We start from the raw sequence: 13,887 nt of genomic DNA on the forward strand, positions 1-13,887 counted from the left end.
CACACGGGCGGTCTCAGGCGGCCTTTCGGGCTGCCTCGCCCCGCTCCCACCCGGCTTTGGTCTCGGCCACGAAGTCGGCATATGAGCCGGCCTCGATGGCGCTTCGAATGCCGGCCATCAGCGATTGGTAGTAGGCCAGATTGTTCCATGTCAGCAGCATTCCGCCCAGTGCCTCGTCGGCGCGCACGAGATGGTGCAGATAGGCGCGCGAATAGTCGCGGCTGGCGGGGCAGTCCGAGGTCTCGTCGAGCGGCGAGGAATCCTCGGCATGGCGCGCGTTGCGAAGGTTGATGCGTCCGTGTCGCGTGAAGGCGAGGCCGTGGCGCCCTGCCCGCGTCGGCATGACGCAGTCGAACATGTCGATGCCTCGCGCCACCGACTGCACGATATCGTCCGGCGTGCCGACGCCCATCAGATAGCGGGGCTTGCCGGCGGGCAGCGAGGGTAACGTCTCGGCCAGCGTCTCCAGCATCACCGCCTGCGGTTCGCCCACTGCGAGCCCGCCCACGGCGTAGCCCTTCAGGTCCATCGCGGCGAGGCGTTCGGCCGAGCGGATGCGCAGGTCCGGCTGGTCGCCGCCCTGCACGATGCCGAACATGGCCTTGCCGGGCTGATCGCCGAATGCCTTCGCCGACCGCTCGGCCCAGCGCAGCGAAAGCTCCATCGCGCGCTCGATCTCCCGCCGGTCGGCCGGCAGGCGAATGCACTCGTCGAGCTGCATCTGGATATCGGAATCGAGCAGATGCTGGATCTCGACGGAGCGCTCGGGCGTCAGGCGATGGGTGGAACCGTCGATATGTGAGCGGAAGGTGACGCCGTCCTCGTCCAGCTTGCGGAGCGAGGAGAGCGACATGACCTGGAAGCCGCCGGAATCGGTGAGGATCGGCCAGGGCCAGAGGGCGAATTCATGAAGCCCGCCAAGCTTGGCCACCCGTTCGGCCCCCGGCCGCAGCATCAGGTGATAGACATTGCCGAGGATGATGTCGGACCCCAGGTCGCGCACCTGGCCCGGATACATCGCCTTGACGGTCCCCGCCGTGCCCACCGGCATGAAGGCCGGCGTGCGGATCGTGCCGCGCGGCGTCGTGATCTCGCCCCGGCGCGCATGCCCGTCCTGCGCCAGCAATGTGAACGAAAAGCGGTTTGTCATGAGCGTTCCAGAAGGCAGGCATCGCCATAGGAATAGAAGCGATAGCCCCCGGCGATGGCATGGTCGTATGCCGCGCGCATTCGCTCCAGTCCGCTGAAGGCGGAAACGAGCATGAACAGCGTCGAGCGTGGCAGATGGAAATTGGTCATCAGCGCATCGACCGCGCGGAAGCGGTAGCCGGGCGTGATGAAGATGTCGGTCGGCGCGGCGAAGGGGCTAAGCCTTCCTGTGTCATCCGCCGCGCTTTCCAGAAGGCGCAGCGACGTGGTGCCCACCGCGACGATGCGCCGCCCCGCCTCCCGCGCCGCGTTCAACCGCGCGCAGGTCGTCTCGTCGATGGTTCCCACCTCCGAATGCATCCGGTGGGCGGCCGTATCATCGGCCTTCACCGGCAGGAACGTGCCGGCCCCTACATGCAAGGTGACGAACGCCTGCTCGATTCCTCTCGCCGCCAATGCCTTCATCAGGGCGGGTGTGAAGTGCAGGCCTGCCGTGGGGGCCGCGACGGCGCCCTCCTGGCGCGAATAGATCGTCTGGTAGTCGCTGAGATCCTGCTCGTCCACGGCGCGTTTGGAGGCGATATAGGGCGGGAGCGGCACCGAGCCGACATGCGCGATCGCGCGGTCCAGCTCCGGCCCGCTCGCCTCGAAGGCGAAGGTGACTTCGCCGCTCTCACCCTTCTCCCGCACCGTGGCATGGAGGGATGCATCGTCGCCGAACCGCACGATATCGCCCGGCTTCAGCTTGCGCGCGCCGCGCACGAAGGCCTTCCAGGTCGAGCCGTCGAGGCGTTGGTGCAAGGTGGCGCCTAAGGCAGGCTCATCCGTTCCCCGGCCGATGCGGCGCCCTTCCAACTGCGCGGGGATGACGCGCGTATCGTTGAAGACGAGAAGGTCGCCCTCGCGCAGCAGCGCCGGCAGCTCCGCGACCGTCCTGTCGCCAAAGCCGCCATTGGCCGGCACATGCAGGAGCCGGGCCGATTCGCGCGGAAGAGCGGGCCGCAGGGCGATCCGCTCTTCCGGAAGCTCGAAGTCGAAGAGATCGACGCGCATCAGCCTTCGATGTCGGCGGCAACCTTCATCGAGACGATCTTGTCGGGATCGCGCACGGGCTCGCCGCGCTTGATCTGGTCGACATTCTCCATGCCCTCGATGACCTTGCCCCAGACCGTGTACTGGCGGTTCAGGAACGGCGCGTCCTCGAAGCAGATGAAGAACTGCGAATTGGCGCTGTCGGGGTTCTGCGCGCGGGCCATGGAAGCCGTGCCGCGCACGTGCGGCTCTGGGTTGAACTCGGCCTTCAGGTCGGGATACTGCGAGCCGCCCGTGCCGGTGCCGCGCGGGCAGCCGGTCTGGGCCATGAAGCCCTCGATGACGCGGTGGAACACGATGCCGTCATAGAAGCCCTCTCGCGCGAGCTTCTTGATGTGCTCGACATGGCCCGGCGCGAGGTCGGGGCGCATCTCGATCACCACCCGGCCCTTCGTGGTTTCCAGAACCAGGGTGTCTTCCGGCTTGTCGAAGGCCATGCCTTCTCCTTTCAAGACTATCGCCGGCGGAGGTCGCCCTGCGCCGGCTGTTCGAGGAATCGTCAGGCTGTTTGCCGCATCGGGCGCGCCCTCGCAACCCGTGCGGGCGGGTGCCTCAGGAATCGCCGCCGACGCGCACGGTCAGCATCCGGTCGGGATCCTCCACCTGCCCGTTGGTCGCCGCGTCGCCCTTCTTGATCTGGTCCACGGCCTCCATCCCGGCCACCACGTCGCCCACCACGGTGTACTGGCCGTCGAGGAAGTCACCGTCAGCCAGCATGATGAAGAACTGCGAGTTCGCCGAGTTCGGGTTCTGGCTGCGGGCCATGCCCACCGTGCCCCGGTCGAAGGTCTCGTTCGAGAACTCGGCGGCCAGATCCGGGCGCTCCGAGCCGCCCATGCCGGTACCTGTGGGGTCTCCGGTCTGCGCCATGAACCCGTCGATCACGCGATGGAAGACCACGCCGTCATAGAATCCCTCGGCTGCCAGCGCCTTGATCTGCTCCACATGGTTGGGCGCCAGATCGGGGCGAAGCGCGATGGTGATGTCGCCGTGGTCGGTCGTGATGACGAGAGTGTTTTCCGGGTCCGCGGTCTCCTGCGCGGAGGCCGGCAGTGCGAAGGCGGAGGTCAGCAGCGACAGGGCGAAGCCGAGGCGGGCAAAGAGGGTCAAGGCAGGTCTCCGATCAGTCCCGAGGGCGCTGGGCCGTCAGGCGAATTTCCGTTTGAGGGCGATGGCGACGGGCGCTGGCACGAAGGCCGATACATCTCCGCCCATCGCTGCGATCTGCCGGACCAATGTGGCGGTTATGGGCCTGGAAGGCGCGCTGGCGGGCAGGAACACCGTGTCGATCTGGGGCGCCAGGCTGGCGTTCATGCCCGCCATCTGCATCTCGTAGTCGAAGTCGGTCGCGTCGCGCAGGCCGCGCAGAAGAATGTCGGCTCCCACCTCCCGCGCCGTTTCCACGACAAGGCCCGAGAAGGAGATCACCTCGATGGCGCTGCCCTCCCCCTTCAGCGCCTCCCGGATCAGGGCGGCGCGCTCCTCGAACGAGAAGAGGCCGGGCTTGGCCGGATGGACGCCAATGGCGACCACCACCTCGTCGAAAAGACGGCTCGCCCGCTTCAGGATATCGAGATGACCGTTGGTCATAGGATCGAACGATCCCGCATAGAGCGCCTTGCCCAAACTTCACCCTCGGCTAACCGCGTTTATCGAAACCACGTCCGCTCTACCGCTGAGAGCGTCCCGCACCCATATCTCGGAAAGAAGTTGCCTGCACCCTGCGAAAGACAAAGCGGCGGACCGACGAAAAGTCCGGTCCGGAACCAATGAAACTTCGCTCGCGTTGTCCGGCTGAATCTGGAGATATGCCATGCTGATCTTCGCGCTTTCCCTGACCATGGTGGCAACGCTGGTGACGGCGACAGCCGTCACGATCCACAACGAGGCGGAGCAGTCGCGCGTCAAGGCGCGGGTGCGCAAAGCGCGCGTCATGCGATAGGCCTGCCGGCGGCGCCGGGTCTTCCCGGCCACCGCCCAGGCTGGGCACCCGACACTGTCGAATGCCCACTCAAGCATCAGGAGGCGGCTTCCTCGCCGCCATCCTCTCCCGACATTTCCACATCCTCGCCGCCGGGATCGGGAATGCGCTCGACGGAAACGACGCGCTCACCATCTGCGGTATTGAAGATGGTAACGCCCTTGGTCGCTCGGCTCGCCATCCTGATACCCTCGACAGGCACGCGGATCATCTGGCCGCGATCCGAGATCAGCAGGATTTGGTCTCCATCCTCGACGGGGAAGCCTGCGATCAACTGCCCGATATCGCCAAGCTTCGATACGTCGGTGGCGCGAATACCCTTGCCGCCGCGCCCGATCGTGCGGAAATCGTAGGACGACGACCGCTTGCCGTAGCCGAACTCGCTGACGGTCAGGACGAACTCCTCGGCCGCGCTCATAAAGGCGTAACGCTCCTGGCTGAGGGACACGTCCTCCACGCTTTCCTCATCCGTCGCGGTTTCCACCCCGCTTTCACCTTCAACGGCCCTGCGCATCTTGAGATAGGCCGCGCGCTCGGCAGGCGTCGCATCCACATGGCGCAGGATGGCCATGGAGATCAGCCGGTCGCCCTTGCTCAGGGCCATGCCGCGAACGCCGATCGAATTGCGGCCCGCGAAGACGCGCACATCGGTGACGGGGAAGCGGATGCACTGGCCGGACGCTGCCGTCAGGAGCACGTCGTCGTCCTCCGAGCAGGTGGCGACGGCGAGAATCTCATCCTCGGCCTCCTCCAGCTTCATCGCGATCTTGCCGTTGCGATTCACCTGGATGAAGTCGGCCAGCTTGTTGCGGCGAACGGTGCCCTTGGTCGTGGCGAACATGACGTTCAGCTCGGCCGCGGCCTCCTCGTCGTTCGGCAGCGGCATGATCGAGGTGATGCGCTCGTTCTTTTCGAGCGGCAGCATGTTGACCAGCGCCTTGCCCCTTGACTGCGGCGTGGCCAGCGGCAGGCGCCAGACCTTTTCCTTGTAGACGATGCCGCGCGAGGAGAAGAACAGGACCGGCGTGTGCGTGTTGGCCACGAACAGCCGTGTCACCGAATCCTCTTCGCTCTTCAGGCTCATGCCCGAGCGCCCCTTGCCGCCCCGGCGCTGCGCCCGGTAAGTGGCCAGCGGCACGCGCTTGATGTAGCCGCCATGGCTGACGGTGACGACCATGTCCTCGCGAGGAATGAGGTCCTCGTCGTCCATGTCCGCCGCGCCCTCGGAGATCACCGTGCGCCGGGGCGTGGAGAACTCGTCGCGCGCGGCGATCAGTTCGGCCTTGATGATGTCGCGCACGCGAACGCGCGAGGAGAGGATGTCGAGATAATCCTTGATCTCGGATCCGAGCTTGTTCAACTCGTCACCGATCTCGTCGCGGCCGAGCGCCGTCAGGCGTTGGAGGCGAAGGTCGAGGATGGCGCGGGCCTGCGCCTCCGAAAGCCGGTAGGTTCCCGCCTCCGAAATGCGGTGGCGCGGATCGTCGATCAGCCGCACGAGCGGGGCCACGTCCTTGGCTTCCCATTCGCGCTCCATCAACTGTTCGCGCGCTGTCGCCGGGTCGGGCGCGCGGCGGATGAGGGCGATGATCTCGTCGATATTGGCGACCGCGATGGCAAGGCCCACCAGCACATGCGCGCGTTCGCGCGCCTTGCGCAGCAGGAACTTGGTGCGCCGGTTCACCACCTCCTCGCGGAAGGCGATGAAGGCCGAGAGCATGTCGACCAGCGTCATCTGCTCCGGCTTGCCACCGTTCAGCGCCACCATGTTCGCGCCGAAGGAGGTCTGCAGCGGAGTGAAGCGGTAAAGCTGGTTCAGCACCACGTCGGAGGACGCCTCGCGCTTCAGCTCCACCACGACGCGGTAGCCGTCGCGATCGCTCTCGTCGCGAATGTCGGAGACACCTTCGATGCGCTTGTCGCGCACGAGCTCGGCCATCTTCTCGATCATCGTCGCCTTGTTCACCTGGTAGGGAACCTCGGTGACGATGATCGCCTCGCGCTCGCCGCGCATCTCCTCGATATGCACCTTGCCGCGCATCAGGATGGAGCCGCGCCCGGTGGAATAGGCCGACTGGATGCCGGCCCGGCCGAGAATGATCGCGCCCGTCGGGAAATCGGGGCCCGGAATGATCTCGATCAGTTCCGGCAATGTGATCTGCGGATTGTCGATCATGGCCACGCAGCCGTCGACGATCTCGCCGAGATTATGCGGCGGGATGTTCGTCGCCATGCCCACGGCGATGCCGCCGGAGCCGTTGACCAAGAGGTTCGGAACGCGCGCGGGAAGCACCACGGGCTCCATCTCGCGCCCGTCGTAATTCTCCTGGAAGTCGACCGTTTCCTTGTCGATATCCTCGAGGATCGCTTCGGAGACCTTCTCCAGGCGGCACTCGGTGTAGCGCATGGCCGCCGGGGGGTCGCCGTCGATCGAGCCGAAATTGCCCTGCCCGTCGATCAGCGGCGCGCGCAGCGACCAGTCCTGCGCCATGCGCACCAGCGCGTCGTAGATCGAGGCGTCGCCATGCGGATGGTACTTACCCATCACCTCGCCGACGACACCTGCGGATTTGCGGAACGGGCGATTCCAGGCAAGGCCCATTTCGCTCATCGCAAAGAGCACGCGCCGGTGCACGGGCTTCAACCCGTCACGCACGTCGGGCAGCGCGCGGCTCACGATCACGCTCATCGCGTAGTCGAGATAGGACCGCTGCATTTCCTCGATAATGGAGACGGATTCGATCCCGCGCGGGCGTTCGGGCGGGGTTTTGCTGTCTTCGTCGGCCAAGTGGTTTTCCCGGCTGCTTCTAGCGTCAGAGGGGGTATGGAACCTGCGGCCTCAAAGCGCAAGGGCGACGAGCCGCGCCCGGGCGGAAGCCTTGCGCGGTATCCTGGCCCTCGCTCCTCAGCGCGGCGTTAAGCCTCTCGTTCGGCTGGACAGGTGCTCCCCTCGCCACTCCGGTGCGGGGCGCACCTTATGAAAGGAGGCAGCAGGCCGTTGAGAAACGGCCTGGCCATTCCGGTCGAGTCGCTGGTGCGGCCTGCTTCTCGACCGGGCCGCGCGCGTTGATCTTCAGAACGGAATTTCGTCGTCGAGGTCATCCGATCGGCCCCCGCCTCCTCCGCCTCCGGCACTGCCGCCCCCGCGCGAGCTGCCACCGCTGGAACCGTATCCGCCGCCACCGCCGCCGGAGCGTCCCCCGCCCCCGCCGCCGCCGCGCTCGTATCCGCCACCGCCGCCTTCATAAGAGCCGCCGCCTTCGTTGCGGCCGTCGAGCATCTGCAACTCGCCCCGGAAGCGCTGGAGCACGACTTCCGTAGTGTACCGCTTCTGCCCGGACTGGTCGTCCCATGAGCGGGTCTGGAGCTGGCCCTCGATATAGACCTTCGATCCCTTCTTCAGGAACTGCTCGGCCACCTTCACGAGATTCTCGTTGAAGATGACGACGTTGTGCCATTCGGTGCGCTCCTTGCGCTCGCCCGAGGCGCGGTCGCGCCAGCTCTCCGAAGTGGCGATGCGCAGATTGACCACGGCGTCGCCGGAGTTCAGTCGGCGCACCTCCGGGTCCGCCCCGAGATTGCCCACGAGGATGACCTTGTTGACGCTGCCTGCCATGTTTTCCGTCTCCTGCGCCCGGATGAAGTGTTCGGCGAACCTAGGGATGCGACCGCGCCCAAGAAAGGCACAGCTCTGCTTTCCCCCTGATTCTTTCATGATTCGCTACGGCAGCACGATGCTTCCGTCCGCTTGCGGCACGAGGGTCGGTGCATAGGTCACCTCCCAGGGATGGCCGTCGGGATCGGCGAAGTAGCCGACATAACCGCCCCACGGTGCTTCGTGAGGGGCACGAAGCACGGCGGCGCCCGCAGCCTTCGCTTCGCCCATCAACAGGTCTGCCTCCTCACGCGAGCGCGTGTTGTAGGCCAGCGTCACGGGCGCCCGGGCGAGGTTCGGCAAGCCCCGTATCGGCCGTCAGCGCGGCCTGTTCGTACAGCGCGATGGCGCTGCCCCCGATCTGGAAGAAGGCGATTCCCGTCTGGCTCGCGCTGGAGGCTTTCCAGCCGAGCCTCTCGTAAAACGCTCGCGCCCTTCCCACATCGGCCACGCCGAGGGTAAGAAGCGTCATTCTCTGTTCGAACATCACTTGGCCTCTCTTGCCAGCCTCAGGCAGGGCGAATAGGAACATAGAGAGAACACTAGAACGCTTTTCGTCAAGCCGCGTTGTGACCAGACCTCGCCGGGACTGGTTCGGCGGAGATGGGGACCAGGGTGTCGCGGCAGAGCTCATGAAGAACACGATTTCGGTGCGCGGCGCGCGCGAACACAATCTGAAGAATGTCGATCTCGATCTTCCCCGGGACAGCCTGATCGTCATGACGGGGCTCTCCGGGTCGGGCAAGTCGTCGCTCGCCTTCGACACGATCTATGCCGAGGGGCAGAGGCGCTATGTCGAGAGCCTCTCGGCCTATGCGCGCCAGTTCCTCGAGATGATGCAGAAGCCGGACGTCGACCAGATCGACGGCCTCTCGCCGGCCATCTCCATCGAGCAGAAGACCACGTCGAAGAACCCGCGCTCGACGGTGGGCACCGTCACCGAGATCTACGATTACCTGCGCCTTCTTTTCGCGCGGGTGGGCGTGCCCTATTCGCCCACCACTGGCCTGCCGATCGAAAGCCAGACCGTCAGTCAGATGGTCGATCGCATCCTCGCGCTCGAGGAAGGCACGCGCCTGTATCTGCTCGCCCCGCTGGTGCGCGGGCGAAAGGGCGAATACCGCAAGGAACTGGCGGAGCTTCAGAAAAAGGGTTTCCAGCGGGTTCGCATCGATGGCGAGTTTCACGACATTGCCGATGCGCCTGCGCTGGACAAGAAGTACAAGCACGATATCGACATCGTGGTGGACCGCGTCGTGGTTCGCGCGGACATTTCCGCGCGCCTGGCCGACTCGCTCGAGACCGCTCTGCGGCTGGCCGATGGCATCGCGGTGGCCGAATTCGCCGATGGCACGGACGAGCGCGGGAGGCCGCGCCAGATGGTCTTCTCGGAGAAGTTTGCCTGCCCGGTGTCCGGCTTCACAATTCCCGAGATCGAGCCACGTCTCTTCTCCTTCAATAACCCGTTCGGCGCCTGCCCGAGCTGCGACGGCCTCGGCTCTCACCAGGCGGTCGATCCGCGCCTGATCGTGCCGGACGAGAACCGCACGTTGAAGGGAGGGGCCATCGCGCCGTGGGCGAAGTCCACCTCGCCCTATTACGGGCAGACGCTGGAGGCGCTGGGGCGCGAATACGGCTTCAAGCAGACCGACAAATGGTCCGATCTCAGCGAGGCCGCGCGCGAAGCGATCCTGAACGGCACAGGCCGCACAAAGATCGAGTTCCGTTACAATGACGGGCTGCGCTCGTACAAGACGACAAAGCCTTTCGAGGGCATCGTCACCAATCTTGCCCGACGCTATCGCGAGACGGATTCGGCGTGGTCGCGCGAGGAGATCGAGCGATACATGTCGGCCACGCCCTGCCCGGCCTGCACGGGATACCGGCTGAAGCCGGAAGCGCTGGCGGTGAAGATCGCCGGAAAGCATGTCGGTGCCGTCACGGAGCTTTCGATCCGGCAGGCCGCCGCCTGGTTCGAGACGCTGCCCGAGGAACTGACGCAGAAGCAGAACGAGATCGCCGTCCGCATCCTCAAGGAGATTCGCGAGCGACTGAAATTCCTCAACGATGTGGGGCTCGATTACCTGACGCTCGCGCGCGCCTCCGGCACCCTGTCGGGCGGCGAATCGCAGCGTATTCGCCTTGCCTCGCAGATCGGCTCCGGCCTCACCGGCGTTCTGTACGTTCTGGACGAGCCCTCCATCGGCCTGCACCAGCGCGACAATGAACGGCTTCTCGTTACGCTCAAGCATCTGCGAGACATCGGCAATACGGTCATCGTGGTGGAGCACGACGAGGATGCGATCCTTGCGGCCGACCATGTGGTGGATATCGGCCCGGCAGCCGGCATCCACGGCGGCGAGGTGATCGCCTCGGGAACCCCGGCCGAGATCATGGCTCATCCCCGGTCGCTCACCGGCCGCTATCTGTCCGGCGCCCTCGGCGTTCCGGTGCCGCAGAAGCGCCGCAAGGCCACGAAGGGTAAGGCGATCAAGGTTGTCGGCGCGCGTGGCAACAATCTGAAGAGCGTGACGGCCGAGGTGCCGATGGGCCTGATGACCTGCGTGACGGGTGTTTCGGGCGGCGGCAAGTCGACCTTCCTCATCGAAACGCTGTTCAAGGCCGCGGCAAGGCGCGTCTCCAACGCGCGGGACATTCCCGCCGAGCATGATCGGGTCGAGGGGCTGGAACTGCTGGACAAGGTCATCGATATCGACCAGTCCCCCATCGGCCGCACGCCCCGCTCCAACCCGGCGACCTATACCGGGGCCTTCACGCCGATCCGCGACTGGTTCGCGGGGCTCCCGGAGGCCAAGGCGCGCGGCTACCAGCCGGGCCGCTTCTCCTTCAACGTGAAGGGCGGCCGCTGCGAGGCGTGCCAGGGCGACGGCGTCATCAAGATCGAGATGCACTTCCTGCCGGATGTCTACGTCACCTGCGACGTATGCCACGGCAAGCGTTACAATCGCGAGACGCTGGAGGTGACGTTCAAGGAGAAGTCGATCGCCGACGTCCTCGACATGACCGTGGAGGAGAGTGTCGAGTTCTTCGCGGCCGTCCCGTCCATTCGCGACAAGCTGGCGACGTTGAAGGAAGTGGGGCTCGGCTACATCAAGGTCGGCCAGCAGGCCACGACGCTCTCCGGCGGCGAGGCGCAGCGCGTGAAGCTGGCCAAGGAGCTTTCGCGGCGCGCGACGGGCCGCACGCTCTACATCCTGGACGAGCCGACCACGGGCCTGCACTTCCACGACGTTGCCAAGCTGCTCGAAGTCCTCCATTCGCTGGTAGACCAGGGCAATACGGTCGCGATCATCGAGCACAATCTGGAGGTCATCAAGACGGCTGATTACGTCATCGATATCGGCCCCGAAGGTGGGGACGGCGGCGGGCGGATCGTCGCGACCGGGACACCGGAAGACATCGCGAAGGAGGCCCGTTCGCATACCGGGCGCTTCCTGAAGGAATTGCTGGAACGGCGGCCGGCGCCGAAGGCCGAGGCGGCCGAGTAGGATGGCGGCCGGGACGATCCGTGCCGGTATCGGCGGGTGGATTTTCGAGCCTTGGCGTGGCTCGTTCTACCCGGCCAAGCTGTCGAAGACACAAGAACTGGCGCACGCCTCGCGCCAGATTCCGACCATCGAGATCAACTCGACATTCTACCGGACACAGTCCCCTTCCACCTTCGCCAAATGGGCGCGCGAAGTGCCGGAGGGGTTTGTCTTTTCCCTCAAGGCCGTGCGCTATGCCACGCAGAAGCGCGTTCTCGCCGAGGCCGGCGAATCGGTGGATCGCTTCGTGAAATCGGGGATCGTCGAACTCGGCGACAAGCTCGGGCCGATCCTCTGGCAGTTCGCCGATAAGAAGGCGTTCCAGCCGGACGACTTTGCCGCCTTCCTGAAGCTCCTGCCTTCCTCGGTCGAGGGGCATGCGCTGCGCCACGCGGTCGAGCTTCGCCACGCGAGCTTCCTGGACCCGCAGGCGGTTCGGCTGGCGCGAGAGGCGGGTGTCGCCATCGTCTACGCACAGGACGAGGATTATGCCGAGATCGCCGACGTAACGGGCGATTTCGTCTATGCGCGCCTTCAGAAGGGCCGGGACGAGATCGAGACCGGGTATGAGTTGAAAGCGCTGGACGAATGGGCGGAACGCGCGCGCCTCTGGGCAGCGGGCGATGCGCCCGGCGATTTGCCGCTGATGCTGCCGGACGAGCCGGCCCGGAAGACGCCGCGCGATGTCTTCGTCTACTTCATCCGCGAGGGCAAATCGCGCGCCCCACAGGCGGCGATGGCCTTGATGGAGCGCATCAACGCCCATCAACGCTCTTGATGCAGTGTCGCCAGAACGCGGGGTACGAGGCGGGGTAAATCTTCCGCGATCAGGCCCGTTCCGAAGCCGGAAGCCGCGCAAGCGTGAATCCAGACGGCGGCACAGGCTGCCTCGAAAGCCGGTACGCCGTTCGCGAGTTGGGCGGCTATGAGCCCGGTCAGCACGTCGCCAGTGCCCGCCGTCGCCAGCGCGGGGCTGCCGTTCTCGTTGATCGCTGCTCGCCCGTCGGGCGCCGCGATCACCGTGTCGCCTCCCTTCAGAACGACTATGGCGTCGGCGCGTCGGGATGCGAGCCTCGCCCGGTCCAGCTTGGAAGGAAGGCCCGCGAGATCCGGGAAGAGGCGCGCGAATTCTCCGTCGTGGGGCGTGAGCACCAACGGCCCCGCCCCCTCACGCTCAAACAGCGCCCTTTGGACATCCTGAAACGACGTGAGCCCGTCCGCGTCCAGCACCAGGGCCCGCCCCGCCTTCAGGATCACGCCGGCAGAGGCGCGTGCCTTCTCTCCCACGCCGAACCCGGGGCCAAGAACATAGGCATTCAGCCTCCGGTCCTCGGCCAGCGCGCGCAGGTCCCCCTCCTCGTCGCATCGCTTGAGCATGATGGCGTCGAGATGCGTTGCGTTGACCAGAAGCCCGGAGGCTGGGGATGCGACGGTGACGAGCCCCGCCCCGCCCCGAAGCGCCGCCATGGCCGAAAGGCGGGCCGCACCGCCATGGGACGCACCCCCGGACAGGACCACGGTGTGCCCGCGGTCGTACTTGTGATGCGTATCGGAGGGCGCGAGAAGCCGGGCGTGCCAGAGCGCCGGCTCGTTGGCGAATGTCGTCGGCTCGATCCGCGCCAGCACATCGGACGAGATGCCGATATCGGCAATGCGAATTTCGCCGCAATGGGCTCGGCCCGGGAGAAGAAGGTGGCCGGGTTTCGGGCGGAAGAACGTGACCGTCAGGGCCGCACGCATCGCGGCTCCGCGTATCTCGCCGGTATTGCCATCGATTCCGCTCGGAATATCGATCGCGAGGATAGGCGCTCGGGAAGCGTTCGCGATCTCGACCGTGCGGGCAAACTCTCCATCGACGGGCCGAGAGAGCCCGGCGCCAAAAAGTCCGTCGACGATCAGGGTATCCGGTCCGGTCCGGAAGTCCCTCAGGAGCCGCACGTCGCTGCCCCACGCCTGGGCGCTTGCAGCGGCCGCGCCCGTATAGCGATCCGTGGTGCCAGCGAAAATCTCGACATCGCATCCGCGCTCGCGAAGGAGCCGGGCCGCGACGAAGGCGTCGCCGCCATTGTTGCCGGGGCCCGCGAGAACCGAGACGGGACGACCCCACCCGAATTGATCGATCACCGCCGTCGCCACGGCGTTTCCCGCCGTTTCCATCAGTTGCAAGATCGGCACTCCACTTTCGACCGTCAGTCGATCGGCGTGTGCCATTTCATCGGGCGAGAGAAGATGAGGAATTACAGTCATTTGTGAAATTATGACGCCTTAATGGGCAAAGCGCACAAAGAAAGTGCAGATAATTGTCGAATCTTGCGCCGTTTCCTCTAGATGGCGCGGTAGCGTGTCAAATGGGAAGCCGCTACACAACGCCCGATGCCGTCAATGGTTCGCTTGGCCCCAATTGCCTTGCAGCCGCTTCGGCCTGCCGGAACGCCCTGCTCGCGAAGGCGATTTAAGGCATG

Annotated in this window: 13 protein-coding genes; 3 read left to right on the forward strand and 10 right to left on the reverse strand. The window is 65.6% G+C overall.

Going from position 1 to position 13,887, the window contains the following annotated elements:
* Nucleotides 1-13 precede the first annotated feature (13 nt).
* The 5 genes from tgt to coaD form a co-directional block, all read right to left on the reverse strand.
* On the reverse strand, nucleotides 14-1,150 hold the full coding sequence (gene tgt, locus J7654_RS13425) for a tRNA guanosine(34) transglycosylase Tgt (protein ID WP_209736394.1): 1,137 nt from the start codon (nucleotides 1,148-1,150) through the stop codon (nucleotides 14-16).
* On the reverse strand, nucleotides 1,147-2,202 hold the full coding sequence (gene queA / locus J7654_RS13430) for a tRNA preQ1(34) S-adenosylmethionine ribosyltransferase-isomerase QueA (protein ID WP_209736395.1): 1,056 nt from the start codon (nucleotides 2,200-2,202) through the stop codon (nucleotides 1,147-1,149). The genes tgt and queA overlap by 4 nt, the downstream gene beginning before the upstream one ends.
* On the reverse strand, nucleotides 2,202-2,678 hold the full coding sequence (locus J7654_RS13435) for a peptidylprolyl isomerase (RefSeq protein WP_209736396.1): 477 nt from the start codon (nucleotides 2,676-2,678) through the stop codon (nucleotides 2,202-2,204). The genes queA and J7654_RS13435 overlap by 1 nt, the downstream gene beginning before the upstream one ends.
* 115 nt (nucleotides 2,679-2,793) lie before the next feature.
* The gene (locus J7654_RS13440) at nucleotides 2,794-3,351 is read right to left on the reverse strand and encodes a peptidylprolyl isomerase (RefSeq protein ID WP_209736397.1); all 558 of its coding nucleotides are present in this window, start codon (nucleotides 3,349-3,351) and stop codon (nucleotides 2,794-2,796) included.
* 36 nt (nucleotides 3,352-3,387) lie between these two features.
* The gene (gene coaD / locus J7654_RS13445) at nucleotides 3,388-3,831 is read right to left on the reverse strand and encodes a pantetheine-phosphate adenylyltransferase (RefSeq protein ID WP_245195501.1); all 444 of its coding nucleotides are present in this window, start codon (nucleotides 3,829-3,831) and stop codon (nucleotides 3,388-3,390) included.
* 223 nt (nucleotides 3,832-4,054) lie between these two features.
* Between coaD and J7654_RS18420 the strand changes: the two genes are divergently transcribed.
* Nucleotides 4,055-4,183, forward strand: a complete 129-nt coding sequence (locus tag J7654_RS18420; RefSeq protein WP_280842340.1) for a hypothetical protein — start codon at nucleotides 4,055-4,057, stop codon at nucleotides 4,181-4,183.
* 76 nt (nucleotides 4,184-4,259) lie between these two features.
* On the opposite strand, the gene gyrA is transcribed toward J7654_RS18420, so the two are convergent.
* The 4 genes from gyrA to J7654_RS18365 all read right to left on the reverse strand — a co-directional run bounded on the left by gyrA (nucleotide 4,260) and on the right by J7654_RS18365 (nucleotide 8,364).
* Nucleotides 4,260-6,938, reverse strand: coding sequence for a DNA gyrase subunit A (gene gyrA, locus J7654_RS13450; protein WP_245195778.1), 2,679 nt, complete (start codon nucleotides 6,936-6,938; stop codon nucleotides 4,260-4,262).
* A gap of 357 nt (nucleotides 6,939-7,295) precedes the next feature.
* On the reverse strand, nucleotides 7,296-7,838 hold the full coding sequence (ssb, locus tag J7654_RS13455; RefSeq protein WP_209736400.1) for a single-stranded DNA-binding protein: 543 nt from the start codon (nucleotides 7,836-7,838) through the stop codon (nucleotides 7,296-7,298).
* 105 nt (nucleotides 7,839-7,943) lie between these two features.
* Nucleotides 7,944-8,156 carry a VOC family protein gene (locus tag J7654_RS18360; protein ID WP_245195502.1) on the reverse strand — a complete coding sequence of 71 codons (213 nt, stop codon included), beginning with the start codon at nucleotides 8,154-8,156 and terminating at the stop codon, nucleotides 7,944-7,946.
* Nucleotides 8,125-8,364, reverse strand: coding sequence for a VOC family protein (locus tag J7654_RS18365; protein ID WP_245195503.1), 240 nt, complete (start codon nucleotides 8,362-8,364; stop codon nucleotides 8,125-8,127). Before J7654_RS18365 ends, J7654_RS18360 begins: the two co-directional genes overlap by 32 nt.
* A 145-nt stretch (nucleotides 8,365-8,509) precedes the next feature.
* Between J7654_RS18365 and uvrA the strand changes: the two genes are divergently transcribed.
* On the forward strand, nucleotides 8,510-11,386 hold the full coding sequence (gene uvrA / locus J7654_RS13465; RefSeq protein ID WP_209736401.1) for an excinuclease ABC subunit UvrA: 2,877 nt from the start codon (nucleotides 8,510-8,512) through the stop codon (nucleotides 11,384-11,386).
* Between the two features lies 1 nt (nucleotide 11,387).
* Nucleotides 11,388-12,203, forward strand: a complete 816-nt coding sequence (locus J7654_RS13470; protein WP_209736402.1) for a DUF72 domain-containing protein — start codon at nucleotides 11,388-11,390, stop codon at nucleotides 12,201-12,203.
* On the opposite strand, the gene J7654_RS13475 is transcribed toward J7654_RS13470, so the two are convergent.
* Entirely contained in the window at nucleotides 12,191-13,600 is a 1,410-nt protein-coding gene (locus tag J7654_RS13475) for an NAD(P)H-hydrate dehydratase (protein ID WP_342451468.1), read from the reverse strand. The two genes, J7654_RS13470 and J7654_RS13475, sit on opposite strands and share 13 nt — an antisense overlap.
* Nucleotides 13,601-13,887: the final 287 nt, after the last annotated feature.

Origin of the sequence: Aureimonas populi (genome assembly GCF_017815515.1) — a bacterium.
GTDB lineage: Bacteria > Pseudomonadota > Alphaproteobacteria > Rhizobiales > Rhizobiaceae > Aureimonas > Aureimonas populi.